Annotated in this window: 24 protein-coding genes and 3 pseudogenes; 22 read left to right on the plus strand and 5 right to left on the minus strand. The window is 26.5% G+C overall.

Going from position 1 to position 25,667, the window contains the following annotated elements; all coding sequences use genetic code 11:
• Positions 1–132: 132 nt before the first annotated feature.
• Together A500_RS05675 and A500_RS05680 are read left to right on the plus strand one after the other, a co-directional pair.
• Positions 133–477, plus strand: a complete 345-nt coding sequence (locus A500_RS05675) for a phenylpyruvate tautomerase MIF-related protein (RefSeq protein ID WP_016206630.1) — start codon at positions 133–135, stop codon at positions 475–477.
• 39 nt (positions 478–516) lie between these two features.
• Positions 517–972, plus strand: a complete 456-nt coding sequence (locus A500_RS05680; protein ID WP_016206631.1) for a GNAT family N-acetyltransferase — start codon at positions 517–519, stop codon at positions 970–972.
• A 144-nt stretch (positions 973–1,116) separates the two neighbouring features.
• Here the strand turns inward: A500_RS05680 and A500_RS05685 are convergent, their stop codons facing one another.
• The gene (locus A500_RS05685; RefSeq protein WP_016206632.1) at positions 1,117–2,463 is read right to left on the minus strand and encodes an MATE family efflux transporter; all 1,347 of its coding nucleotides are present in this window, start codon (positions 2,461–2,463) and stop codon (positions 1,117–1,119) included.
• A 324-nt stretch (positions 2,464–2,787) separates the two neighbouring features.
• Here A500_RS05685 and A500_RS05690 point away from each other — a divergent pair, with 324 nt between their 5' ends.
• From A500_RS05690 to A500_RS05710, 6 genes and pseudogenes are all read left to right on the plus strand, one after another.
• The gene (locus A500_RS05690; RefSeq protein WP_016206633.1) at positions 2,788–3,615 is read left to right on the plus strand and encodes a hypothetical protein; all 828 of its coding nucleotides are present in this window, start codon (positions 2,788–2,790) and stop codon (positions 3,613–3,615) included.
• 229 nt (positions 3,616–3,844) lie between these two features.
• Complete coding sequence (locus tag A500_RS20325) at positions 3,845–3,985, plus strand: hypothetical protein (RefSeq protein WP_157453614.1); 141 nt, start codon at positions 3,845–3,847, stop codon at positions 3,983–3,985.
• A gap of 11 nt (positions 3,986–3,996) precedes the next feature.
• A pseudogene (locus A500_RS05695) lies at positions 3,997–4,610 on the plus strand (response regulator transcription factor).
• A 121-nt stretch (positions 4,611–4,731) separates the two neighbouring features.
• Positions 4,732–5,022 (plus strand): hypothetical protein, encoded by a 291-nt coding sequence (locus A500_RS05700; RefSeq protein ID WP_016206635.1) that lies wholly within the window; start codon positions 4,732–4,734, stop codon positions 5,020–5,022.
• A gap of 43 nt (positions 5,023–5,065) precedes the next feature.
• Positions 5,066–5,977 carry a HAMP domain-containing sensor histidine kinase gene (locus tag A500_RS05705; protein WP_198010574.1) on the plus strand — a complete coding sequence of 304 codons (912 nt, stop codon included), beginning with the start codon at positions 5,066–5,068 and terminating at the stop codon, positions 5,975–5,977.
• A gap of 212 nt (positions 5,978–6,189) precedes the next feature.
• Positions 6,190–7,401: a winged helix-turn-helix domain-containing protein gene (locus tag A500_RS05710; protein ID WP_016206637.1), complete on the plus strand. Its 1,212-nt coding sequence runs from the start codon at positions 6,190–6,192 to the stop codon at positions 7,399–7,401.
• 148 nt (positions 7,402–7,549) lie between these two features.
• Here A500_RS05710 and A500_RS05715 read toward each other — a convergent pair whose 3' ends face one another.
• Positions 7,550–9,283 carry an ABC transporter ATP-binding protein gene (locus A500_RS05715; protein ID WP_016206638.1) on the minus strand — a complete coding sequence of 578 codons (1,734 nt, stop codon included), beginning with the start codon at positions 9,281–9,283 and terminating at the stop codon, positions 7,550–7,552.
• A gap of 14 nt (positions 9,284–9,297) precedes the next feature.
• Positions 9,298–11,017 (minus strand): annotated as a pseudogene (locus A500_RS05720) (ABC transporter ATP-binding protein).
• 341 nt (positions 11,018–11,358) lie between these two features.
• Between A500_RS05720 and A500_RS05725 the strand changes: the two are divergent.
• The 6 genes from A500_RS05725 to A500_RS05750 all read left to right on the plus strand — a co-directional run bounded on the left by A500_RS05725 (position 11,359) and on the right by A500_RS05750 (position 16,343).
• Positions 11,359–12,156: a DUF368 domain-containing protein gene (locus A500_RS05725; RefSeq protein WP_016206641.1), complete on the plus strand. Its 798-nt coding sequence runs from the start codon at positions 11,359–11,361 to the stop codon at positions 12,154–12,156.
• 228 nt (positions 12,157–12,384) lie between these two features.
• Positions 12,385–12,660 carry a hypothetical protein gene (locus A500_RS05730; protein WP_016206642.1) on the plus strand — a complete coding sequence of 92 codons (276 nt, stop codon included), beginning with the start codon at positions 12,385–12,387 and terminating at the stop codon, positions 12,658–12,660.
• Positions 12,661–12,789: 129 nt separating this feature from the next.
• Positions 12,790–13,317, plus strand: coding sequence for a flavodoxin domain-containing protein (locus A500_RS05735; RefSeq protein ID WP_016206643.1), 528 nt, complete (start codon positions 12,790–12,792; stop codon positions 13,315–13,317).
• 249 nt (positions 13,318–13,566) lie between these two features.
• Positions 13,567–14,967, plus strand: a complete 1,401-nt coding sequence (locus tag A500_RS05740) for a S8 family peptidase (RefSeq protein WP_278245088.1) — start codon at positions 13,567–13,569, stop codon at positions 14,965–14,967.
• A 472-nt stretch (positions 14,968–15,439) separates the two neighbouring features.
• The gene (locus A500_RS05745; RefSeq protein ID WP_016206645.1) at positions 15,440–15,631 is read left to right on the plus strand and encodes a hypothetical protein; all 192 of its coding nucleotides are present in this window, start codon (positions 15,440–15,442) and stop codon (positions 15,629–15,631) included.
• A 268-nt stretch (positions 15,632–15,899) separates the two neighbouring features.
• On the plus strand, positions 15,900–16,343 hold the full coding sequence (locus tag A500_RS05750; RefSeq protein WP_016206646.1) for a hypothetical protein: 444 nt from the start codon (positions 15,900–15,902) through the stop codon (positions 16,341–16,343).
• An 88-nt stretch (positions 16,344–16,431) separates the two neighbouring features.
• Here A500_RS05750 and A500_RS05755 read toward each other — a convergent pair whose 3' ends face one another.
• Positions 16,432–17,292 (minus strand): AraC family transcriptional regulator, encoded by an 861-nt coding sequence (locus A500_RS05755; RefSeq protein ID WP_016206647.1) that lies wholly within the window; start codon positions 17,290–17,292, stop codon positions 16,432–16,434.
• A 143-nt stretch (positions 17,293–17,435) separates the two neighbouring features.
• Here A500_RS05755 and kduI point away from each other — a divergent pair.
• From kduI to A500_RS05790, 8 genes and pseudogenes are all read left to right on the plus strand, one after another.
• Positions 17,436–18,262, plus strand: a pseudogene (gene kduI / locus A500_RS05760) (5-dehydro-4-deoxy-D-glucuronate isomerase).
• Between the two features lie 53 nt (positions 18,263–18,315).
• Entirely contained in the window at positions 18,316–19,104 is a 789-nt protein-coding gene (locus A500_RS05765; protein ID WP_016206648.1) for a gluconate 5-dehydrogenase, read from the plus strand.
• A 65-nt stretch (positions 19,105–19,169) separates the two neighbouring features.
• Complete coding sequence (locus A500_RS05770) at positions 19,170–19,808, plus strand: RpiB/LacA/LacB family sugar-phosphate isomerase (RefSeq protein WP_016206649.1); 639 nt, start codon at positions 19,170–19,172, stop codon at positions 19,806–19,808.
• A 24-nt stretch (positions 19,809–19,832) separates the two neighbouring features.
• The gene (locus tag A500_RS05775) at positions 19,833–20,618 is read left to right on the plus strand and encodes a hypothetical protein (RefSeq protein ID WP_016206650.1); all 786 of its coding nucleotides are present in this window, start codon (positions 19,833–19,835) and stop codon (positions 20,616–20,618) included.
• Between the two features lie 169 nt (positions 20,619–20,787).
• The gene (locus A500_RS20720) at positions 20,788–20,928 is read left to right on the plus strand and encodes a hypothetical protein (RefSeq protein ID WP_198010575.1); all 141 of its coding nucleotides are present in this window, start codon (positions 20,788–20,790) and stop codon (positions 20,926–20,928) included.
• Positions 20,929–21,103: 175 nt separating this feature from the next.
• Positions 21,104–21,385, plus strand: a complete 282-nt coding sequence (locus A500_RS05780) for a helix-turn-helix domain-containing protein (RefSeq protein WP_016206652.1) — start codon at positions 21,104–21,106, stop codon at positions 21,383–21,385.
• Between the two features lie 39 nt (positions 21,386–21,424).
• On the plus strand, positions 21,425–22,300 hold the full coding sequence (locus A500_RS05785; RefSeq protein ID WP_016206653.1) for a methionyl aminopeptidase: 876 nt from the start codon (positions 21,425–21,427) through the stop codon (positions 22,298–22,300).
• Positions 22,301–22,408: 108 nt separating this feature from the next.
• The gene (locus A500_RS05790; protein ID WP_016206654.1) at positions 22,409–23,284 is read left to right on the plus strand and encodes a PHP domain-containing protein; all 876 of its coding nucleotides are present in this window, start codon (positions 22,409–22,411) and stop codon (positions 23,282–23,284) included.
• A gap of 119 nt (positions 23,285–23,403) precedes the next feature.
• Here the strand turns inward: A500_RS05790 and A500_RS05795 are convergent, their stop codons facing one another.
• Positions 23,404–25,464, minus strand: coding sequence for a methyl-accepting chemotaxis protein (locus tag A500_RS05795; RefSeq protein WP_016206655.1), 2,061 nt, complete (start codon positions 25,462–25,464; stop codon positions 23,404–23,406).
• Positions 25,465–25,667 lie beyond the last annotated feature (203 nt).

A 25,667-nucleotide genomic window follows, 5' to 3' on the forward strand; every position in this document is an offset into this window, starting at 1 on the left:
TAATATTAAAGGTAGGAAATATTAATTTTGTGCTATGATATATATAATTAATACAACTATTACAGTTTTTATATTTAGATTTATAATTATCTAATTAATAGATTGTAGATAAGAAGTATGGAGGGGATAAGATTGCCATTTATAGATTCTAAAGTAACTGTAAAGTTAAATAAAGAAAAAAAAGATATATTAAAAGCTAAATTAGCAAATATAATAAAAAATATTCCAGGAAAAAGTGAAAATTATCTTATGATAGGATTTCAAGATGAATATTCACTATATTTTCAAGGTAAGGAATTAAATTATGGAGCATTTATAGAAGTTAAAATTTTTGGTAAAGCTTCAAAAGAATCTTTAGATAAAGTGACTAAAGAAATTTGTGAATTATACGAGTTAGAATTAAACATTCCTCAAAATGCAATATATATTAAATATGAAGAAGTAGAAAATTGGGGATTTAATGGTTTTAATTTTTAATTAAATTTTGCTTTTATATATCCTTTAGGGGGAATAAAGATGGAGTGGAAAATAAAAAGATTTGATGATTTAACCATAAGGGAACTCTATAGTATTCTAGAATTAAGAAATAAAGTGTTTGTTGTGGAACAAGAATGTATTTATCAAGACTGTGATGGAAAAGATTTAAGTTCATATCATTTATTTGCTATAGAAAATAATGAAGTTTTAGCTTATTTAAGAATACTAGATAAAGGAATTTCTTATGATGAAATATCCATTGGTCGTGTAGTAGTAAATAAAATCCATAGGGGAAAAGACTTAGGGAAAAAAGCAATGGAAAAAGCAATTGAATGTATAAATGATATTTATGGTAAAAGTAAAATTAGAATATCAGCACAAGTGTATATAAAAGACTTTTATAAGAGTTTAGGATTTGCAGAGGTTTCTAACGTATACTTAGAGGACGATATTCCTCACATAGAAATGCTAAGAGATATTGAAGATAACAACTAATAAAAAGGAAATTATAAAAAGTATTATTTAGTAGTAACTTTTTTAATTTCCTTTTTAAGTTCTATTTAATTAGTAATAAGAAAGATTGCTTTAACTATAATAAAATTGAAAAGCTAATGAAACTTATATATTTTTAAATTTTCATTATGCTGCTAATTGTTTTTCATTTAGAAGTACATTAATTCTTTTAAAGTAAGTGATTCCAAGAGGAATAGCAGCAGCAAACCAAGCAGCAGGGTCAGCTAAAGCAATTCCAGTAAAGTCTATTAATCCTGGTAATGTAAATGCAACTACAGTCCTAGCTATCATTTCAGCAACTCCAGCCATCATAGGAACAAAGCTATCACCAATTCCTTGAAGAGTATTTCTATATATAAAAATTAATCCTAGAGGAATATAAAATATAGAAACTGTATTTAAATAATGTCTTGCATATGATATTACTTCTAAATCATTTCCGTCTATAAATAATTTTGTAAAGGCACCGCCAAATGATATTACTACAATTGTTGAGACTATACTTACAATAATACTAATAATAGTACATTTTTTAACCCCTTCTTTTATACGATCTATTCTCCCAGCACCAAGATTTTGCCCAGAATAAGTAGCCATTGCAACTCCAAAGGTAACAGCAGGTTGCATAACAAGCTGTTGAACTTTAGAAGCAGCAGTATATGAAGCTATTATTTTAGAACCAAAGTTATTAAGAGCACCCTGAAGTACCATAGCTCCAGCAGCAGTTATAGAAAATTGAAGTGCCATTGGAACACCAATTCTCAATTGTTTTTGAACATAGTTTTTTCTTATTTTCCAGTGATGTTTTTTTAATTTTAATATAGGAAACTTCTTTACTATATATATTGCACATAATATTGCAGATATTGATTGAGAAATAATAGTAGCATAAGCAGCTCCAGCTACACCCATTGAAAAATTAAAGATAAACACAATATCTAAAACTACATTTAGTATTGAAGCAATAATTAAAAAATATAGAGGAGTTTTACTATCTCCAAGAGCTCTTAAAATACTTGATAGCATGTTATAAAATATTATTGCAACATTACCAGCATAAATAATGATGATATAAGACAAGGAATCATTAATAATATCAGCTGGTGTATTCATAAGCTCAAGTAAAGGTCTTGCAGAAATCATACTTATAAAAGTAACTATAATAGTCATAATTATTGATAAAATTAAGGAACTTGCAAAGGCTTTTTTTACACCTTCTTCGTCATTAGCTCCAAATCTTTGTGCAACTAAAACCGAAAAACCACCTGTTAATCCAATAACAAATCCATTAACTAAAAAAGCCATAGCACCAGTAGAGCCTACAGCAGCTAACGCGTTAACACCAAGGAATTTACCAACTATTATAGTGTCAGCCATACTATAAAATTGTTGAAATATATTACCTATAAGTAAAGGAATAGAAAATGTTAAAATTAGTTTTACAGGATTTCCTGTTGTCATATCTTTTGTCATAAATAGCCCTCCATTTATATAAAGTCCATAATAAATTTACACATATAAAATAATCTAATATTGTACAAACTTTCTCAATAATAACATTATAAAAAGTTATTATCAACATTATTTCAAATTTAGAAAATAAATATGAGTTGTTGATACAAATAGCAATTATAGAATTAGTAGAAATTTAATGCAATAAATATATAAAAAATATCTAAATGTGTACAAAATATACAAAAATAATAGATGAATTTAATAACTTTGTAACAACTAAACATAACTAGTTAAAAACTTCCATTTATTATATAATTAAATAAGATAAAGGGAGGATAATTAATGAAAAAAATAATTTCATTATTTACAGGAATAGTAATTTCTATAATATTAATTGGTTGTAATACTACAAAAATTTTAGAGGAAAACACTAAAGAAAATAATAGATCTAGTAAATATATATTTACAGAGAGAAATATCGAAAATATTCCCAATGACAATACTCTTGTTCCATTATTTTGTAATGATAATATACTCTATGGGAAGTTACTTTCAAATGATGGTAGAGAGATTAATAAAGCTTCTATTTTTTCTTACTCATACAATAATGGGAAATTTAAAAAAGTTGAAGATGGGGAATTTAGTGAGGAAGAGACAAGCTTTATAAATAATTTTAATGGAGATTCTGGAGCAGGAATATATATTGTAGATTCAAATAAATTAAGTAATAGAAAATTTTATTTTATGGATATAAAAAATGGAATTAAATTTGAACTTAATGACTTTGAAAAAACATATAGCTCAATAGAGTTTAACCTTAAGAAGTTTATAAATTTGGGATATAAATTAGATGGAAATGATGATTATTTTATTTATAGATATCTATCTATGGAAAATAATGAAATTGGATTAGTTCAAGAAATTATAATTATAGATATAAAAAACAAAAAATATTACAGATTTAATAATAATGATAAAATATTTATTTATTTTTACTATGATAATAATGAAAAATCTATTATGTCTATAGACTATGAAGGAAAAATAAATAAAGTTATTTTAGAAGAAAATAGTGTGATTTTTGAAGACTATAAAGAACTTAAACTTGGTGATGAAAAATATATCAAAAATATGGATATTATAAACCAGAGCTTAATGCTAATAATTTAATTCTTAGAGTTGAAAATAATCAATCTAAAGAATATTTAGATTATTTTAATATTATGTATAATATTAAAACAAATGAAATTATATCCTAGATAAAGAAAAGATAATATTAGGTAGTTTAAATAATACTAACCTTTATATAGTTTTATATGAGAATAATAGATATTTAGCTGAAGTAAGTGAAACTGGAGATATTAATCTGATATACAAATTAGATAATGAATATAAGTATATGTATTTAGCACCAAATGAAAAAGGAGATAATATATTTATAGCTAGAATTAAGGTTTCAGAAGAAAATTTTAAAAATTATGATAAGCCAATGCTTAAGGAAGAAGTAAAATACTCCATATTAGAAATAGAAGAAAGGTAAAAATTGATTTTATGGAAAAGAAAAAAATATTAGTTGTTGAAGATGAATATTCAATAAATGATGCAATAACTTTTTCCCTTAGAAAAGAAGGTTATGATGTAAGAAGTGTATTTAATGGAAAGGATGCACTAGAAAGATTTAACGAATTTAAGCCTGATTTAGTGCTATTAGATTTAATGCTTCCAGATATTGATGGCTTTGATATTTGCAAAGAAATATCTAAAAAGGCTTATATTATAATGCTAACAGCAAGAGGGGAGATACTAGATAAAATATTAGGACTAGAACTTGGTGCAGATGATTATATAGTAAAGCCATTTGAAATTAAAGAAGTATTAGTTAGAATAAAAGTTATTTTTAGGAGAGAAACTAAAAGGTTAGATAAAGAGAGTATAAATGAAGAAAATGAAATTATTAAAGTTTATCTTAAAGATAGAAGAGTAATAAAAGAGGGAAAGGAAATTGTTTTAAGAAGAAAGGAATTTGATTTATTAAATTTTCTATATGAAAATAGGGGAATAGTCTTTTCAAGAGATGATTTATTAGAAAAATATGGGGATATGACTATGAAGGAGATACTAGAACTGTAGATGTTCATATAAGAAGGCTAAGAGAAAAACTATAGGACCTTAAGAGGAAAGCTATTAATAGGCACTATAGTTTCAGTTATATCTATTAATATAATATTTACTATCTTTATTTCAATTTATTTAAATAGTTCTTTTAAAGATAATATTATAGAGGAAATGAATAAAGTAAAAGTAACTGCACTAAACATAATAAATCAAAATGAAGTAATGGAAGAACCTATTTGGAAAAGTTTATCTCCAATAAATGAAATTATTCAAGGTTATGTAAGTATTTCTGATATAAATGGAAGGATAAATCAATCTGTAGGTAAAACAATAAGCGTCGAAGAAATTGAAAACACTATCTTAGAAAGTAATAATATTAAATCCATAATTAAATTTAAATCATTAGATGGTGGCTATTTTATAACATATAATTACCCTCTTTATGTTAAGGATATTTTATAGGAAATTTAATATTACAAAAGATTATACTTATAAATATAATGAAATGATAAAAACCATAGTAATTATTGTTTTAGGACAAGGTTTGGTAATATTAACAATAGTTATAGTAATAACTTTAATAATAAATAAGGCTGTAAAACCATTAAATGATTTGAAAAATTCTATGAAGGCTTTCAAATTAGGTAAGAATATAGAAGATATAGAAATTAATTCAGAAGATGAGATTTCTGATTTAGCTAAAACCTATAATTTAATGAAAAATCAATTGATAAATCAAGATAAAGCTATGAGAGAGTTCTTTAATAATGCCACTCATGAATTAAAAACTCCAGTTACAGCTATTTCATTATATTCTCAAATAATAAGAGATAAGGATATAAAAGAAATAGATGAAGAATTTTTAAAAAGAGCAAGTACAAGAATAGCACTGGAATGTGAGAAAATGAAAAAACTAGTGGAGAAAATCTTAGAAAGTTCAAGGGAAAGTATAAATAAGAATAAAAATAAGACTGATTTTTCATTAACTAATATAATAAAAGAAATAATAGAAGACTTAGAAATAAGGTTAATAGATAAGAATTTATATATAAAAGAGGAGTTAGAGGATATCATATTCTTTGGAGTTTTAGAGGACTTTGAACAAATTATATTAAATCTTTTAAATAATAGTATAAAGTATTCAATATCTAATGAGATTTCAATAAAATTATATAAAGAAAATGAGAATATCTTACTAAAGATTAAAAATAGATCATTAGAAATTCCCATGGATATAAAGGACAGGCTTTTAGAACCATTTATAAAATTTAATCATTACAAGGATATATCTAAAGAAGTTAGTAGTTCGGGACTTGGATTATATTTATGCAGTGAACTTGCTAAAGAAAATGGCTGGAATTTGACCTATGAAATTGTAGATAATGATATTATATTCACTTTAGTATTATATATTTAATACTAAACCTATGGTAAAGTAAAAAGTTATCAATAGGCATAGGGTTTCAATATTAAAATACTATTATTTTGTAAAAATATGTTAAACTATATTTATAAAAAATATGTTTAAAATGTAGTGTTATGAAATTAATTTAATTACAAAATGTAAACTGAATCATTAGTATATAAATGTAAAATTAGATAAGAATAAAATTTTTGAGAGGTAAAAATATGCAAGTAATTAATATATCAAAGGAAGAATTAAGAAGATTCCTAGTAGTATATCAAGGATTATACACTAATAATACCTTTATTGGGGAAGAGGGAATTAAAAAGTTTATAGAGCGAGTTGGATGTATTCAATATGATCCATTAAATATTGTAGGAAGGAATGCAGATTTAGTTATTCAGTCAAGAATAGAAGATTATGATCCTGTAATGTTAGAGGATTTACTTTATAATAAAAGAGAATTAATAGATGGATGGGATAAAATGATGTCTATATATTCTGCTAAAGATTGGCCATATTTTAAGAGAGTAAGAGATGAAAGAAAAAAAGAAGTTGAAAATGTATTAAAGAATAGGAACTCACTTGATGCAATAAACTACGTTGAACCTGTAAAAGAATTCATACAAAAAAATGGTTCCACTATCCCATCAGAAATTGATTTAGGTTCTGTAGAAAAAGGAAGATGGGGACATGGAAAGCTCTCAAGTGCTACAATGGATTATATGTGGAATAGTGGAGAGCTTGGAGTCAAGGAAAAGAAGAATACTCAAAAGAAATATGATTTAATTGAAAGATTATTACCTTCTGAAATATTATATGAGTCAGAGCCATTTCAAAATGATGAAGAGTTCTATAAATGGTATGTTAAAAGAAGAATAGGTAGCATAGGAGCTTACTGGGATAGAAGCGGAGAAGGTTGGCTAGGTAATTATATTTCTAACAAAACTTTAAGACAAAGAGTATTAAATGGATTAGTAGATGAAGGAGAATTAGTACTTATTAGAGTAGAAAATTTAAAAGAAACATTCTATTTAAGGAAAGAAGATATATCAATTTTAAATTATTCTACTTCAATTAATAGAAGTAATGTAAAATTTTTAGCCCCATTAGATAATTTAATTTGGGATAGGAAGTTAACTAGAGATATTTTTGATTTTGAGTATACTTGGGAAGTATATAAGCCAATAGACAAAAGAAAATATGGATATTATGTTTTGCCAGTTTTATATGGAGATAGAATTGTAGCAAGATTTGAACCAGAACTTCATAGAGGGAATAAGCCATTAGTAATAAAAAATTGGTGGTGGGAAGATAATTTTGAAGTTACTAATGATTGCATAGATTCTGTAAAAGAAGCCTTAGATAAGTTCTGTAAATATTTAAAAGCAGATGGAATACCAAAAGATTCATTTAACAAAATAAATAGAATATAAATATTTGCTGAAGATATTGAAATTGACCTTAAGATTAAGATATTAAATAAATTTAAAAAATAAAAATATATACTACTATTACTACAAATTTAAGGATATACTAATAAGCCTTTTAATAGAGAATTATTAGTATATCCTTATAAAATTTTTATGCTAAAGCAAATTGACTATTATATAGGTTAGCATAAAAACCACCTTTATTTAATAGTTCAGTATGATTCCCTTGTTCTATAACTTTACCATTATTCATAACTAAGATTAAATCAGCTTCACGAATAGTTGAAAGCCTATGAGCTACAATAAAGGTTGTTCTACCTTCCATTAATTTATTAAAAGCTTTTTGAATATAAATTTCTGTACGTGTATCTATACTGCTAGTTGCTTCATCTAATATAAGCATTGGTGGTTTAGATAACATAATTCTAGCAATACATAGCAGTTGCTTTTGTCCTTGAGATAAGGAGCTATCATCTGTAAGTACAGTATCATAACCTTTAGGTAAATTCATTATAAATTTATGGGCATGAGCATTTTTTGCAGCAGATATTATTTCTTCTAAGGAAGCATCTGGCTTGCCATAAGCTATGTTTTCCTTAACTGTACCAGAATATAGCCAAGTGTCTTGAAGGACCATACCATATAAACCTCTTGTACTACTTCTAGTTATATTATCTATATTAATACCATCTATTTTTATTTCTCCAGAATTTATATTATAGAATCTCATAAGTAAATTAATTAGCGTTGTTTTACCACAACCAGTTGGACCAACTATTGCAATTTTAGATCCAGGTTTAACTTTTAAATTAAAATTTTCAATTAAACTTTTATCTGTGCTATATGAAAATGAAACATCATTTATATCTATATATCCTTCACAAGTATTTAAGGTAATAGAATCCTTAGAATCTGAAGTTTCTTCTTTTTCATCTAGAATTTTAAATACTCTACTTGCAGATGTAAATGCAGCTTGAAGTTCTGTTATAACTCCTGATATTTCATTAAATGGCTTAGTATATTGATTAGCATAACTTAAAAATGAAGAAAGCTGACCTATGCTTATAGTACCATTAATAGCACTAATAGCACCAATTATTCCTACGGCTGCATAAACTAGTCCATTAACAAATCTTGTGCAAGGATTGGTTAGTGCAGAATAAAATTGAGCTTTTTGGCCATAGGTATATAATTTCTTATTTATATCTTCAAAAGCTTGTTTAGATCTATCTTCAAAGGAAAAGGCTTTAACTATCTTTTGATTTCCTATCATTTCTTCAACATATCCACTTAATTCGCCTCGGACTTGGGATTGCTTTCTAAACATAGAATGACAATGCTTAGCTATTGTAGAAGCTGTAAATAGAGATAAAGGAGTTATTATAACAACTATTAAAGTAATTTTAATATTTATTGAAAGCATAAATATTAAAGTTCCAATTATAGTTATTACTCCAGTAAAAAGTTGTGAAAATCCTTGAAGAAGTCCGTCAGACACAATTTCTATATCATTAATTACTCCATTCATTATATTTCCATGAGAAGTACTATCTATATACTTTAATGGCAAGGAATTTAGTTTATTAAAAACATCAATTCTTAAATCTTTAATAGTTTTATAACTCACAATATTAGTACATCTAGTCATAATAAGTTGAAGAATTGGCGAAAATATAACTGTTATTGAAAGGAGAATTAATATTTTAAATAATTTTGAAAAGTTAACATTTCCTGGCCCTATTAATAAGTCTATTCCTTCTCCTATAATTATTGGAGTAAAAAGTGTAAGAGTTATGTTAATTACTGCAGTAAAAAAAGCTAGAATTGTATATTTATTATATGGTTTTGTATATTTCAAGATCCTTTTTAGTAATGGAAGATTCATATATCAGTCACCTCCTAATTTTTTAATTGAGAAGAATAAATTTCTTTATATACTTCACAATTTTCAATTAGATAATCATGACTGCCAATACCAGCTATTTCACCATTATCTAGAACTATTATTTTATCTGCATTTTTAATACTGCTAGCTCTTTGAGAAACCATTATTACTGTAGTATCTTTGACTTTTTCTTTTAAAGCTTTTCTAAGATTAGCATCTGTAGTGAAATCTAATGCACTTGAGCTATCATCTAATATAAGTATTTCAGGATTAGAAACTAAAGCTCTGGCAATTGTAAGTCTTTGCTTTTGTCCACCAGACAAATTTTTACCTCCTTGAAGTATAGGAGTATCATATTGTTTTGGTAAGGATTGTACAAAAGATGATGACTGAGAAATTTCTAAGGCAGCTTCAATTTCACTTAAAGTTACATCTTCTTTTCCCCATTTTAAGTTTTCTAATAAAGTACCTGTAAATAATACAGCTTTTTGAGGTACTATTCCTATTAAATTCCTAAGAGATTTTAGTGAATAATTTTTAACATCAATTCCATTTACAAGTACTTGTCCCTTTGATGAATCATAAAATCTTGGAATTAAATTAATAAGAGTTGATTTTCCTGAACCAGTGCCTCCTATAATCCCAATGGTTTCGTTTTTATTAATAGTAAAAGATATATTGCTTAATGAATATTCATTAGAGTTAGTATATGAAAAGCAAACATTTTTAAACTCTATAAATGGATTAGTGGTGATATTATTAAGTTTAATAATATTATTTTCTGTTATTGTAGATTCAATTTCAAGTATTTCACTTACCCTATTAGCAGAAGTTGATGCTTTAGTTAATATAACTATTAATTGAGCAAAAACTATTAATGTAAGAAGAATTTGAGTTATATAATTTACAAATGCTATTGTTTCACCTTGAGTTAATGAGCCAGAATTTACTTTTATACCACCAAACCATAGGATAGCAACAATAGATAAATTCATAATTATATATGTAAGTGGATTAAGAAGAGCAGAGACTTTTCCAACGTTAATAGATATATCACTTAAATCATTACTAGCTATTTTTAAATCTTAACTTTTCATTTTCTTCATTTGAAAAAGCTTTAATAACTCTTGTACCCTCAAGATTTTCTCTAGTTATTAAGGAAATAGTATCTAATTTATTTTGTATTATTTTATATAAAGGAAGAGATTTGCTCATTACGAAGTAAATAGTAAGAGTAATAAGTGGTATAGTAATTAAAAAAATCAAAGATAATTTTAAATCTAATGCCAAAGCCATTATAGTTGATCCAATTATTATAAATGGAGCTCTAGACCCCAGTCTTATCATCATAGCAACTCCATTTTGTATTTGATTTACATCATTTGTTATACGAGTAATTAATGTTGGAGTACCAATTTTATCAATTTCGCTATGAGAAAATGTATTAATCTTACTAAATAAGGAACTTCTAATAGCGGTACCTACACCTTGAGAAGCCTTGGAAGCATAATATTGACAAACCAAGGCAAAGATAAGTCCAGTAATTCCAAGCAATATAAGTATTCCACCCATTTTAAAGATATAAATCATATCTTTATTTTTTACACCTACATCAATAATTTTGGCCATAACTATTGGAATAAATAACTCCAAGATGGCTTCTATTAATTTAAAAATAGGGCCTAGTATAGATTCTTTTTTGTAGTCTTTTAAAAATTGTATTAATTTTATCAATATGCATCAGTCCTTTATCAATAATGTTACAACTAAATCCTATTATAACATTAAGTTTCAATAATAAAAGTTTTATAGAATATCTTAAATTTATGAAAGCATATAAAATGTATATTAAAATTAAAACTCTTTAGCTTATTTTTGGAAAATCTTTAGAATTTCATGCAGGGATATTTCTAATATTAATGTTAAAATTACTATGTTATAAATACTATAAATAGGTAAGCTAAAACTACTATTTTAATAGCTATATTAAATAAATCTTAGAATTTTGACATAGTAATAAATAGTATAATAGTATGAAAACAACACAATATAAATAATATCGTAGAGGTGAAAAAATGGAATTTTTAAAGAATTTTTTTAAAGGAGTAGCAATTAGTATATCTCAAATAGTTCCAGGTGTCAGTGGAGGAACTATAGCAATGATTCTTGGGATATATGATAAGTTATTACATTCAGTTAATAATATTTTAAGTGATTTTAAAAATCAATATAAGATATTATTACAAGTTGGAATGGGTGCAGTAGTAGGAATATTCTTATTTAGCAATATAGTGAAAACCTTATTTGATAACTATCCTATACCAGTTGGATATTTATTTATTGGTGTTATATTAGGCGGAGCTCCACTTATGTTTAAAAAAGCAACTGTAAAGGGGTTGAAAAAAAGTAGTATTTTATATTTAGTAGTTGGTATATTAATAGTTTTAATGATGGGAACACCAAATAATGATGCATCATCAATAATTACATCATTAACTATAGGTAACTTTTTATGGCTTTTTGTTGGTGGGGTAGTAGTAGCAGTAGCGCTTATATTACCAGGAATAAGCGGATCATTTATGCTATATGTTTTGGGGTTATATAATACAGTCATAACAGCAGTTGTTCAAATGAATATTCCAGTTTTAATACCAATAGCAATTGGTGGAATTGTTGGTACATTAGCAACAGCTAAAATAATTGAAATCTTATTATTAAAATATCCTGAGCAAACATATATATTAATATTTGGCTTTATATTAGGTTCAGTATTTTCAGTATTTCCAGGAGTTGACGGATTAAGTAGTGCAATAGGAATACTTCTTGGAATATTAGGATTTATATTCACATATTACATAAGTAGAAATGAATAATATATTATGAAGTTAGTTAACTTATGATTATATTTAAAACTGTAAACTAGTTAAATAATTTACTTAAAATAAATTATTAAAGGACTCCAAAGGAATTTTTTATTTTTATGAAGAATAAGTTTTTATGAATTAATTTTTCTAATATATGGGAAATGATATTTAATTAACATTATAACTTGTGTATAATAATATAAAATACATTTTTTTATTTAAGAAAGGAATATACATATGGAAATAAAGAATAAAACTTGGTCAATACTAGCTATTATTTTTTCTACAATAACTCTTATATCAATATCAATATATTTTTTAGGATATATAAATCTTAATTTTGTAATAGTAATATTGGGATTAAGTCAATTGTTTTCAGGAATAAGCCAAATTGAACTAGCAAATAGAATTAATTCTAATCCCGTTAGAAAAAGAAATAAAAATGTGGGGATACTTTTAGTTATTATAGGTTGTATAATTTCTACTATGTCTATAGTTGAAATATTACAATAATAATCAATTTGCCAAATAAAGTATAGAGGGTTTATTGAAAATGGATATATCGTCTAATATAGAAGTATTTTAAAGTAATAGATTAATTATGTAGGTATAAAAATAATTATGGTTATGGGAGATGAGAATGTGTCAAAAGTAGCAGTTGTGTATAAAAGTAAATATGGAGCAACAAAAAAATATGCAGAATGGTTAGCAGAAGATATAAAAGCAGATTTATATTCACAAGAAAAATGTAAAATAGAAAATCTTGAGGAGTACGAGATCATTATTTATGGTGGAGGAATTTATGCTTCTGGAATCTCGGGGTTATCGATAATTAAAAAGAATTATAATAAATTAAAAGATAAAAAAATAATAGTATTTGCAGTTGGAGCATCACCATATGATGAAAAAGCTTATAATGAGTTAAAGAAACATAACTTAACTGGAGACTTAGGAAGCATTAAATTGTTTTATCTAAGAGGAATGTTTAATTTGAAAGTTATGACTTTTAAAGATAAATTACTAATTGGAATGTTAAAAGGATTTTTAAGCAAGAAGGGTTCATCAGAATTAGAATCTTGGGAAAAAGCATTAATTGAATCTATCAACAACGAATCGGATTGGACAAGTAGGGAAAACTTAAAAGAAATTAAAGATTACCTAGAATCATAAATAAAAAATTAGGTTGTAAGCAATTTGAGTGAGTATTATTGTAATCTAAATATTTATAAAATTATTAAAAGCTTAGGTTAAGTTTAAAGTATATTATATATAAATATTTAGAGGATATATAAATGGCTAATATAAGTAAATGTAATATTTCCACAACTATATACACTACAAGATATTAATCTTAGCAGAAAAGATAAAGAAGATATTATTGATATAGAAAATCCGTTAGATTTAACTGGAGATAAAACCATAGTTGCAATTATAGGCACAGGTATAGATTATTTATCTAATGAATTTATTGATGAAGATGGGAAAAGTAGAATAGAACTGATTTGGGATCAAACAATAGCTTCAAAAGAAGAGTATAAAGAAATTAAGGCTCCATATGGTAGTATCTATACAAATAAAATGATAAACGATGCTATAAATGCATTTAGAAATGGGCAAAATCCATATGACATAGTACCAAGTAGAGATGAAAGTGGTCATGGAACAAGCTTATCAGGTATAGTAGGAGGCTATAATAAAGAGTCAAATTTTAAAGGTGTTGCTAATAAATGCAGATTTATATCTATAAAATTAAAAGAATCAGAGCATTTTAAAAGAGAATATGGAATAGATACAGCTATATATAGTTTACCTTCAATATATATATCATTAAAATTTTTATATGAATATAAACTAACAATACAAAGTCCAATAGTTATATTATTACCTTTAGGAACTAATGCAGGAAATCATAAGGGAAATGGGATATTAGAAGAATTTATAGAATATATTGCTATGAGTGGAGGCATAGTTGTCGTTACAGGAGTAGGCAATGAGGGCGCAAATGGTGGGCATGCATCTGGAATAATTAAAAAAGAAGAAGAAATAAAAGTTATTCAATTAGATGTAGATGAAAAACAAAAGTTCTTAGCACTAGAAATTTGGGTTGATGTCCCTAATGTTATTACTCTTGAAGTTATATCACCAGATGGTGAAAGCACAGGGCTAACTCCATCACTATTAAATACAGAAATAAGTTATAAATATATACTTTCAGAAACAAGTATTGAAATAATGTATTTTATGCCAGAAATAACCTCAGGAGATGAACTAATTAGAGTTGTATTTTTAAATTTAATCCCTGGAATATGGCAATTTAGGTTAACAGGTAAATTGATTATGGATGGAACTTTTAATGCTTGGTTACCACAAAAAGGAATATTACGTGGAAACACAAGATTTAGTCCATTTGATCCTTACGGAACTACTACTAATCCATCAAATTCTAGGTATGCAATTTCAGTTGCAAGTTATAATCAAAGAAATAATAATATTGTTAATTTTTCAGGTGTTGCAAGTCTTGATGATTTCATAGATATAATAGATTTAGCGGCTCCAGGAGTGAATATTGTTTCAATAGCGCCAGGGAATAAAATGTCTGTAATAAGTGGAACAGCTGTTTCAGCCGCAATAGTAGCAGGTGTCTGTGCTTTAATTTTTGAATGGGGAATAATAAGGGGAAATGATTTATATTTATTTCAACAAACTATAAAAGCATATTTAAATAGAGGTACCGAACAAAGAAAAGGTGATATATATCCTAATCCGCAATGGGGATATGGAATATTAGATGTTTTTAAAATTTTTGAAAATATTATATAAATCTTTAATAAATATAAAAAATTATTAAATAAAAAATATAGAAATTATATTTTTTACATTTATTTGTTTACAAAATGTGGATAATGGTATATAATAATAAAGTAGTAAGATAATTAATTAAATATGGAGAATATTAAATAAATATAAATAAGGAGGTAGAGTTATGTCTATGAATTTAATATGCAACAAAATAAAATTGAATATAGATTGTTTTTAATTAGTAGCTCTGCCAGCGGAGATATTTTTTAATTTTAATATATCAATTAAGTATATCGCCATGAGTTATTATTCTCATGGTTTTTTTATGCATTTATTTATTAATGAACGTGATATTTTAATGGCCCTGGGAGAACTAGGGTCATTTTTAATATAAAAAATAAATTAAAGGAGGATGTTATTATGAATATGTTTATCAAAATTAGAGAAAATAATAAGAAAGTAGGAGAAATAATAAGAATTGGAGGAATTATATATGTACACTATCGGAGAATTTAATAATAGTACTAATATTAATAGTAGAAAAAATTCGGCAGAACTTGAACAATATTGCAAAGATGAAGGATTAAACTCAACTGAACTTAGAAGAGATGCAAATAAATCATCAGAAGGCGGAAGAAACAGCATAATTGAAAATATTTCTACATTAATAAAAAAGATAATTTAATAAAAAGTATAATGAGATGGGATATAAATAATAAGATGCTTGGCATATCAAATATGTTGAGCATTTTTTCAAAAATTAAAATAAAAAGGTTAGTGAATAAATAATTTCACAAATTATTTAAATTGTAAGTTAAAAATATATATTATATAAAAACAAGAATAAAGCAAACAAGATTAAGAAAAATCTTACATTATTTTATAGATAAATGATATAATTTAATTTAGAATTAAATTTTTAATGTTTAAGTTTAAGTAAGTGGAGGATAAAAATGGGAGTTGCATTTAAAGAAATAAATTTTAGTAGATTGGTGGACAAGCTTAGTCCTTGTTGTCTTTCTGAAAATGAATGTGGAGTTTGCGAAAGAGAAACATGTCTAGTTGGGTATGGGACTGAATGTATAAAAAAATGCATGATTAATAAAGTAACATATGTTGTAGATGGCTACTATAATATTCCTATAACAGATACAAGAATATATGACAAAGAATATATAATGGATGGAGTAGTAGATATCTTAAAGACTTGTAAAAGTTGCAAAGAAAATCATTTCGAAAATTGTATAGTAAACATATTAAGAAGTTGTTATGAAGTAATTTTGCTTGGAGAAGAAAAAGATTATAAAGGAAGTGCATTTGTTTACCTTAATGAATTAAAAGAAACTAACCCAGAAATTGCAGATATATTATTTAAAAAATATATGACAAGAAACTAAATAAAAGTATAAAATAAAAAATGGAAAATTTTTCACCTCAGGGGTGGAAAATTTTCCATTTTTGGTATTATTAATTAATTACAATTTATTAGCTTGTACTAAAAGTTGAATACTTTTTAGGTGAAAAACCAACAGCTTTTTTGAATGTTTTAAGAAAATTGCTGTAGTCATTAAAACCACATTTTTCACAAACATCATTGACATTTTCACCATTAGCTAGCATGGATTTCGCTATAGAAATCCTTCTTCCGGATATATATTTATTAATTGTTGTACCAGTTGCAGATTTAAATATTCTACAAATATAAGATGTGCTTAAATAAAAATTACTTGCCAAATGCTCAATTGTAATTGGTTCAGTTATATTTGCATTTATATATTCTATTATTTCATCTACTTGTTGATTATATTTGTAGGAGTATTCTTCAGACAGTGGCTTTTCATTACTTATATAAATTTTATTAATAAAAGTCATTAATTCTAAAAATGTAGCATATTCAATTATATCATTTCCAAAACCTTCAGAGGCTAGTATTTTATTTATGAAATAGTTAAACCTACCCTGTTGCTCTTTATTTAAAGAAATTCTATGACTAAAGTTTTTATTTCGGCTAGAAAAGCAGTAATTTAAGTCAGTTTTACTAGTAGAAGATGATATTAAAAAATCAGGCTCAATTGAAAGTACAATCCTCTCATGAACTATTTTATCTAATTTAGATATGTAATGACTTTCAAATTGATTAATAACGAATAAGTCTCCAGGTTTAATATCATAAAATTTATTACCAATAAGAATTTGCTTTCCCCCTGTTATTGAGTAGTAAATTTCATAAGAGTCATGTATATGCATAGCCATAGATTTCTCTTCTTTATATAAATGGGCTATAGAAAAATATTGATTTTCTAAGGCACTTTTTATAGCAGCTTCACATGAATTAAATTCAATCACAATAATCCCTCCTTGATAATTTACAATAATTATAATTCTTAAGTTCAATATTTGCAATATTTATGACATGAAATCACAAGAAATAGAAAATTTAAAATGTTAAACTATAGTTACAAGATAAGATATAGAGGAGGAGAGGAAAGATGGAATTAAGAACAGCAGCATCACCAAAAGATGTAAAGCATTATACGACAAAGGAATTAAGAGAAGAGTTTTTAATTCAAAGTTTATTTGAAAAAGATGAAGTTAAAATGGTATATAGCCATATTGATAGAATTATAATAGGGGCTGCAGTACCAGTAAATCCTTTAATATTAAAAGCTGGAGAAGAACTTAGAGCTAAGTATTTTTTAGAAAGAAGAGAACTTGGAGTAATTAATATAGGTGGTAAAGGGACTATTACACTAGATGGGCAAAAATACTCATTAGATTATAAAGATGGTATGTATATTGGAATGGGAACTAAAGATATTGAATTTGCTAGTGAAGATGAAAATAATCCAGCAAAATTTTATTTCAATAGTGCACCAGCCATAAGGAGTATCCAACAGTTTTAATAAAACCAGAAGATTGTGTAACAGTAGAGCTTGGATCATTAGAGGAATCTAATCATAGAGTAATAAGAAAATATATACTTCCAGGACAAGTTGAAAGTTGCCAATTAGTTATGGGGATGACTCAATTAAAGCCAGGAAGTGTTTGGAATACAATGCCATGCCATACACATGATCGAAGAATGGAAGTTTATTTATATTTCGATATTAAGGATGATAACTTTGTAATGCATTATATGGGAGAACCTACAGAAACAAGGCATATTGTTATAAGAAATGAAGAAGCAGTTATATCACCAAGTTGGTCAATACATTCAGGGGCAGGTACAAGAGCGTACACCTTTATCTGGGGGATGGTTGGAGAAAATCAAGATTTTGATGATATGGATGCTGTAAAATTAAGCGAATTAAGATAATTATATAAATATAAAAATAATACTATTAAATATAATTTTAGGAGGATTTTATTATGGATATTATGAAGAGTTTTTCATTAGAGGGAAAGGTAGCTTTAGTAACTGGAGCATCTTATGGAATAGGATTTTCAATAGCAAAATCATATGGAGAAGCAGGAGCAACTGTAGTTTTTAATGATATCAATCAAGATTTAGTTAATAAAGGAATTGAGGCGTATGCAGAACATGGAATAAAAGCATATGGATATGTTTGTGATGTCACAGATGAAGATGGTGTAGTTGCAATGGTTAAAAAGATAGAGGAAGAAGTAGGTATAATAGATATACTTGTAAATAACGCAGGAATAATAAGAAGAGTTCCAATGCTTGAAATGAAAGCAGAAGATTTCCGTAAAGTAATAGATGTAGATTTAAATGCACCATTTATAGTATCTAAGGCAGTAATACCAGGAATGATTAAAAAGGGTCATGGAAAGATAATAAACATATGCTCAATGATGAGTGAACTTGGAAGAGAAACAGTTTCAGCTTATGCAGCAGCGAAAGGTGGACTTAAGATGTTAACAAAAAATATAGCATCAGAGTATGGTGAATATAATATACAATGTAACGGCATAGGACCTGGATATATAGAAACGCCACAAACTGCACCACTTAGAACTGAGGGACATCCTTTCAATAACTTTATTATCTCTAAAACTCCAGCAGCACGTTGGGGAACAACAGATGATCTTACAGGACCAGCTATATTCTTAGCATCAGATGCTTCTGACTTTGTTAATGGCCATATTTTATATGTAGATGGTGGTATATTAGCTTATATCGGAAAGCAACCACAATAATGATGTTCCCATGGAGTGTAAAATTTACACTCCGTGGATGAGAATAATTGGAAGGAGAATTAAAAATGAAAATTGCTTTAATAAATGAAAATAGTCAGGCAGCAAAAAATTCAATGATATATGAAACATTAAAAAAGGTAGTAGAGCCAAAAGGACATGAAGTTTTTAATTATGGAATGTATAGTGCTGAAGATGAAGCACAATTAACATATGTTCAAAATGGTATTTTAACAGCAATATTATTAAATTCTGGAGCAGCAGATTATGTAATAACAGGTTGTGGAACAGGAGAAGGAGCAATGCTTGCATGTAATTCTTTCCCAGGAGTGCTATGTGGGCATGTTGTAGATCCATCAGATGCATACATGTTTGCTCAAATTAATGATGGTAATGCAATATCACTTCCTTTTGCTAAAGGATTTGGATGGGGAGCAGAATTAAATCTTGAATATATTTTTGAAAAATTATTTGAAGGCAGGAGTGGGCAAGGATATCCAAAAGATAGAGTTATTCCAGAACAAAGAAATAAGAAAATATTAGATGAAGTTAAGAAAGTTACACATACAGATATGTTAACAATTTTACAAAGGATAGATCAAGATTTATTAAGAGGCGCTGTAGGTGGTGCTAAATTTAAGGAATATTTTTATGAAAATTGCAAAAATGATGAAATAAAAGAATATATTAAAAATCTTTTAGGTTAGTATATCTAAATTTAAGGAGATATTATGATTCAATTATCATTAAAGATATTAGATAAAGATGGAAATATTAAAGCTGAAAATAAAGAATGTAATGAAGTTAGACTTGTATTTAAAGAAGAATACAAAGAAGGTGATAGGATTCAAATTGAAACATCTAATAAAGAAATTTATCTTGTAGCAGAAATTGATGATGCAATGGGAGAATCTTTAATATATGTAACAGAAAATCTTATAACATATGAAATTCCTTTTGGAGAGAAGAAAGTAAGCTATTCACCAAAGGTGTTTTATGGAGAAAAACATTTATTATCAGTAAGAATTGCTAGAAAAGAAGAAGTAGAATGTTATAGAAATTTAGCATTAAACAAAATGGATCAGCAAGGCCTTATTGGTGTGTATCCACATGCTTCTGCAAATGTAGAAACTAGAGGAGAAGCTGTTTTTGCAGCTAGAAACGCTATAAACGGTAACTGTGAAAATCATGACCATGGAAAATGGCCATATGAATCATGGGGAATAGGCATGAGAGATGACGCTTGTCTTAAAATTGATTTTGGAAGAGAAATAATTACAGATAAAATTATTTTATATACAAGATCAGATTTTCCGCATGATAACTGGTGGGTAAAAGTTACTTTTAGATTTTCAGATAACTCTGAGTTAACATGTGATTTAGAAAAAAGTCATAAGGCTCATATTATAGAATTCCCAGAAAAAAAGATAAGTTGGTTAACATTTAGTGATTTAATAAAAGCTGATGATCCATCACCTTTCCCAGCATTGAGTCAAATCCAAGTTTTTGGGAAATAAGAATTGCCTAATAAATATTCTAAAATAGATTTATTAGATAAATATTAAAAAGACTGTACCTTTGATTTTAGTTCCATTTTAGTATGTGAAATTAAAATCGAGGTACAGTTTTTATATTGCACTAAAATGGAAAATATATAATAATATTAGTATGGATAGCCAAGATCTAATGACGTTACTAAAAATTAAAATAAAGATGAAAAAAGAATTAACTTCAGATGAGAAGGGCATGTTAGCATGCTATGATAGGCCAGTTGATTTTACAAGAAGAAAAAATATTGACGAGATAATTAATTATGTTAAGAAATAGCCATAATAAAAAATAAATTCTATTTAGTAAGATATTATTACAAGTTATATCAAGTTTTATGTATTCAAAAATGATAACATTTAATTAAGGAGTGATAAAGTTGTCAGTAAAAACTATAGAAAATATGGTTGATTGGATAGAAGAAAATATAAAAGAAAATCCAACTTTAGAATAAATGTCTAATTATGTTGGGTACTCTTCTTTTTATTGTTCAGAAAAATTTCATGAGTATGTTGGTGTAACCTTTAAAAAGTATATTGCAAATAGAAAGATAAGTTTAGCAGCAGTAGATATTAAAAATACAAAACGTAGAGTATTAGATATCGCTGTAGAATATGGTTTTTCTTCCCAGGAAGCATTTACAAGGGCTTTTGTTAAGGCATATGGATATACACCAAATAATTATAGACGTCAATCATCTGAAATTTTATTGTTTGAAAAAGCTAAGATAACTTAATACTTAAATTACTCCTAATTTTAAAGAAGAGGTAAAAATATGCTTAATAAAATAGGGAGAAATGATTTATGTTGGTGTGGTAGCCAAAAGAAATATAAATTCTGCCATGAAGATTTTGATAAGAAGATAATTAATTTTAAAATGCAAGGTCATATTGTACCATCAAGAAAAATTATTAAGACAAAAGAGCAAATTGATGGTATAAGAGAAAGTGGAAAAGTTAATATTGCTATATTAGACTATATTTCAAATAAAATATGTGTGGGAATGTCAACAGAAGAGATAGATAAACTTGTACATTCCAAGACTATAGAATTGGGAGGGATTCCAGCAACATTAGGATATGAAGGATATCCTAAAAGTTCATGTACATCTATTAATAGTCAAGTATGCCATGGAATACCTTCAGAGCTAGATAAATTAAAGGATGGAGATATTATTAATGTAGATATATCTACTATTTATAAAGGTTATTATTCAGATTCATCAAGGATGTTTTGTATTGGTGAAGTAAGTGAAGAAAAAAAGAATCTTGTTAAAATAGCTAAGGAGTGTATTGAAAAAGGCTTAGAGCAAGTCAAGCCTTGGAGATTTTTAGGTGATATGGGATATGCAGTGCATCAATATGCACTGAAAAATGGATACTCAGTTGTAGAGGAAATTGGGGGACATGGAGTTGGGTTAGAACTTCATGAAGATCCTTGGATAAGCTATATATCAAAACCTAAAACTGAAATGCTTATGATTCCAGGAATGATATTTACAATTGAACCTATGTTGAATATGGGGACTAGTGAAGTGTTTTTAGACCAGGAGAATGAGTGGACAATATATACAGCAGATTCTATGCCATCTGCACAATGGGAAGTAACTGTACTGGTAACAGATGATGGATATGAAATTTTAGCATATTAATTAAACATAAGAGTAAAATTATCTATATTTGAAAATTAATTATAATAAAATAATTGTATAATATAGATGGAATTATAATAAAATATAGATATTTACAAGGAGAAGGATATGAGTAAAATAGATTTGCATATGCATTCATGTTTTAGTGATGATGGAGAATTGACTCCAGAAGAAATTATTGATAGAGCTATAAAAAATAATGTTGAAATAATTTCTATAAGTGATCATAATTCAGTAAGAGCAGTAGACCGTGCTTTAAGCTATAGTAAGAATAAAAATATAATAGTTATACCAGGAATAGAAATAGATTGCACATTTAATAATAGAAATTTACATTTGCTTGGATATAATATAGATTATAAGTCAAAGGATTTCTATAATATTGAAGAAGATATTTTAAGTCAAGAAAAAAAAGCTTCAAAAGAAAAAGTAAGATTAATAAAAGAATATACAAATTTAAATATTTTTGAAGATGAAGTTATTAAAAGATCATCAAATGGAGTTGTTACAGGAGAATTAATAGCAGAAATCTTATTAGAAGATAGTGAAAATAGAAAATCATTAATATTAAAACCTTATTTAGAAGGTGGAAATAGGAGTGATATGCCTTATGTAAATTTTTATTGGGATTATTTTGCACAAGGAAAGCCAGCATATGTGCCAATAAAATTTATAAGTTTAAAAGAAGCCATTAGATTAATCCATAAGAATGGAGGAAAAGCAGTAATAGCACATCCAGGGAATAATTTAAAAGACAAGTTAGATTTAATAGATAATTTAATAGAAGAAGGAATAGAAGGAATAGAGGTTTTTAGTAGTTATCATACAAAAGAGCAAATTGAATATTTTTATACTAAGGCTATAAAAAATAATATGATAATAACTTGTGGAAGTGATTTTCATGGAAAGACAAAGCCTAATATAGAAATTGGAAGGTTTAAATTTGATCCTAGAAATATTTCAATAGATAAAATATTAAAATAGGAGAAACAATAATTCGTTTCTCCTATTAATATTTTAAGATAATATTGACCTCATTGGTTTAATAAATGTTAATTAATATATTACTTATCTATTAGATAAAGTAAATATAAAATTTATATCTATATCTTAAATTGTTGTATTATTTCAGTTAATTTTTGAGCAAGCTCAGCTTGACTTTGTGCTGTTTGAGCCACTTGTTCTATTGCTTTTGTTGTTTCATTCATATTTTCTTTTATAGTATCGGCATTTTCAGTAGATTCTTGTGAAGATTCAGCCATATTTTGAATTGCTTCAGTTACTTGTCCAACAGTAGCAGTAATTTCTTCTGACATTGCAGCAATTTCATCTGACATATTACTTACGAAGTCAGAGTCATTATAATATTGATTTCCTGTTTGCTCATATTCTTCATAGTTTTTCATTATGTCTATATTAATAAATTTTAATAAATCATTACCAGTATCTATACTTTTAATAAATACCTGTTTTACTGATTCTATAGTATTTTGTATTTCTACTACAGCCGAAGAAGACTGTTCAGCAAGTTTCCTAACTTCTTCAGCAACAACAGCAAATCCTTTTCCCTGTTCTCCAGCTCTTGCAGCTTCAATAGCAGCATTTAGTGCTAGTAGATTAGTTTGCTCAGAGATAGAAGATATGGTTTCAGCCATTACTCTAATAGTATCTATTACAGAACTCTCTTTAATTAAGTTATTCATATTAGATTCTTTTTGAATATATAAATCTTTAGTTGTTTTTTTAGCTTTTTTACTAATCTCTTTAGCCACACTAGCCCTATCTTTAGCTTTACTAGCATTATTGCTTCCATCCATAGACTTAGAAGATAGAATGTTTATACTAGAATCTACTTCTTGAATAGATGCACTTATTTCTTCAGTAGTAGCACTAGATTCTTGCATACTACTTGCTATAGTATTAACAGCTTCATTAATTGTTATAGTTTTGGCAGAAAGTTCTTCAACAGTTGCAGAAAGCTCTTCAGAAGAAGCACTTATATTTTCTGCATTCTCCATTACAGATTCTATAATAGAATGAATACTTTTTGACATTTTATTTAAATGATTACTCATTTGTCCGAATTCATCATTACTTTCTATATCAAGTTGATCTGTTAAATCTCCATTTGCCATTTTCATAGCAAAATTATTAACTTTCTTTAAAATTCTTCCTATATAATTTGCAAATAATACAATAACTATAACTACCAATAAAATTGATATTAAAATTATTACACCAATTTTATTCATAAGAGAACTTACTTCTAAATAAATTTCACTTTCTGGAATGGATATAGCAATAGTCCAATTAGTTTCATCTATAGTCTTATAATATACTTTTTCAATACCATAATCATCACTAAAGGTTCCTTGACCACTTTTTTCAGATAAAATTTTCTTTCCTAAATCAGCAAGTGTAGAATTTTCATCATCTTTTATATTTGTTTTCATTATCTTAGATTCATCTGCATCAGCAATATACAATCCATCTTTATCAATTAAGAATGCTCTACCATTGTTTCCAACCTTCATATTCTTGATGTTATTTTGCAGAGTAGTTAAATTTATATCAGCTGTGGAAACTCCAATAAATTTATTATTTGAATCATAAAATGGAGTTGTACAAGTTAACATAGATACATCAGTAACGGGATCATAATAAGGAGATGTCCAAACAACATTTTCATTTGAAGTTTTTCCTAATGTGTACCAATCATCTAATGTAAAATTAGTATTAGTATATTGATCTGAGTATATAGCTTTTCCATTATCTTTATAAGCATAAGGTCCAAAGAATTCAATTTCTTTATTATACTTAAATGGTTCAAACCATATTCCTGCACCAAAGGTTTCATCATTAGTTTCTATTAAATTTACTAATATACTAGACAAATTATCTTTAGTTAAAGATGAATATGAAGATTGAGCAACCTTAGCTAAGCTCTCAGATATTTTCTTATGTCTTTCTAAACTTTTTTCAATTTCCTGTAGTTTTTTATCAAGTTCATTATTCATATTTAATTCAATTTCTTTATTTATTATTTGTTTTGAAGTTAAATAACTCATTGATCCTAATGCAAGCATTGAAATAATAATTACAGGAAGTAGTAATAATAACATTTTTACTTTGATACTTTTAATGTTTTTACCTTTAAATTTCATGATATCCCCCAAAAATTAATTATATATTTGAATAATAATTAAAATTAAATTGAAATTTTAATTAAATTCCAAAGAATAAAAAATACCACTTATATTTTAGCATTTTTATTTTCAAATTACTACAATATAAAACATTATTTGATATGAAATTCAGATTATTTATGTAAATATATTTTAGAAATTAAATCAATAAATTGACAAGT

The organism is Clostridium sartagoforme AAU1 (assembly GCF_000401215.1).
Taxonomy (GTDB): Bacteria; Bacillota; Clostridia; order Clostridiales; family Clostridiaceae; genus Clostridium; species Clostridium sartagoforme.

Excerpts from the sequence above, each read along its gene's own strand:
- A500_RS20325 (WP_157453614.1), top strand. The coding sequence starts at position 3,845 with ATGTATTTAGCACCAAATGAAAAAGGAGATAATATATTTATAGCTAGA.
- A500_RS05780 (WP_016206652.1), top strand. The coding sequence starts at position 21,104 with ATGTCTAATTATGTTGGGTACTCTTCTTTTTATTGTTCAGAAAAATTT.
- A500_RS05795 (WP_016206655.1), bottom strand. The coding sequence starts at position 25,464 with ATGAAATTTAAAGGTAAAAACATTAAAAGTATCAAAGTAAAAATGTTA.
- A500_RS05765 (WP_016206648.1), top strand. The coding sequence starts at position 18,316 with ATGGATATTATGAAGAGTTTTTCATTAGAGGGAAAGGTAGCTTTAGTA.
- A500_RS05725 (WP_016206641.1), top strand. The coding sequence starts at position 11,359 with ATGGAATTTTTAAAGAATTTTTTTAAAGGAGTAGCAATTAGTATATCT.
- A500_RS20720 (WP_198010575.1), top strand. The coding sequence starts at position 20,788 with ATGACGTTACTAAAAATTAAAATAAAGATGAAAAAAGAATTAACTTCA.
- A500_RS05750 (WP_016206646.1), top strand. The coding sequence starts at position 15,900 with ATGGGAGTTGCATTTAAAGAAATAAATTTTAGTAGATTGGTGGACAAG.
- A500_RS05745 (WP_016206645.1), top strand. The coding sequence starts at position 15,440 with ATGTACACTATCGGAGAATTTAATAATAGTACTAATATTAATAGTAGA.
- A500_RS05775 (WP_016206650.1), top strand. The coding sequence starts at position 19,833 with ATGATTCAATTATCATTAAAGATATTAGATAAAGATGGAAATATTAAA.
- A500_RS05680 (WP_016206631.1), top strand. The coding sequence starts at position 517 with ATGGAGTGGAAAATAAAAAGATTTGATGATTTAACCATAAGGGAACTC.
- A500_RS05690 (WP_016206633.1), top strand. The coding sequence starts at position 2,788 with ATGAAAAAAATAATTTCATTATTTACAGGAATAGTAATTTCTATAATA.
- A500_RS05770 (WP_016206649.1), top strand. The coding sequence starts at position 19,170 with ATGAAAATTGCTTTAATAAATGAAAATAGTCAGGCAGCAAAAAATTCA.
- A500_RS05700 (WP_016206635.1), top strand. The coding sequence starts at position 4,732 with ATGAATAAAGTAAAAGTAACTGCACTAAACATAATAAATCAAAATGAA.
- A500_RS05685 (WP_016206632.1), bottom strand. The coding sequence starts at position 2,463 with ATGACAAAAGATATGACAACAGGAAATCCTGTAAAACTAATTTTAACA.
- A500_RS05730 (WP_016206642.1), top strand. The coding sequence starts at position 12,385 with ATGGAAATAAAGAATAAAACTTGGTCAATACTAGCTATTATTTTTTCT.
- A500_RS05710 (WP_016206637.1), top strand. The coding sequence starts at position 6,190 with ATGCAAGTAATTAATATATCAAAGGAAGAATTAAGAAGATTCCTAGTA.
- A500_RS05785 (WP_016206653.1), top strand. The coding sequence starts at position 21,425 with ATGCTTAATAAAATAGGGAGAAATGATTTATGTTGGTGTGGTAGCCAA.
- A500_RS05790 (WP_016206654.1), top strand. The coding sequence starts at position 22,409 with ATGAGTAAAATAGATTTGCATATGCATTCATGTTTTAGTGATGATGGA.
- A500_RS05715 (WP_016206638.1), bottom strand. The coding sequence starts at position 9,283 with ATGAATCTTCCATTACTAAAAAGGATCTTGAAATATACAAAACCATAT.
- A500_RS05705 (WP_198010574.1), top strand. The coding sequence starts at position 5,066 with ATGATAAAAACCATAGTAATTATTGTTTTAGGACAAGGTTTGGTAATA.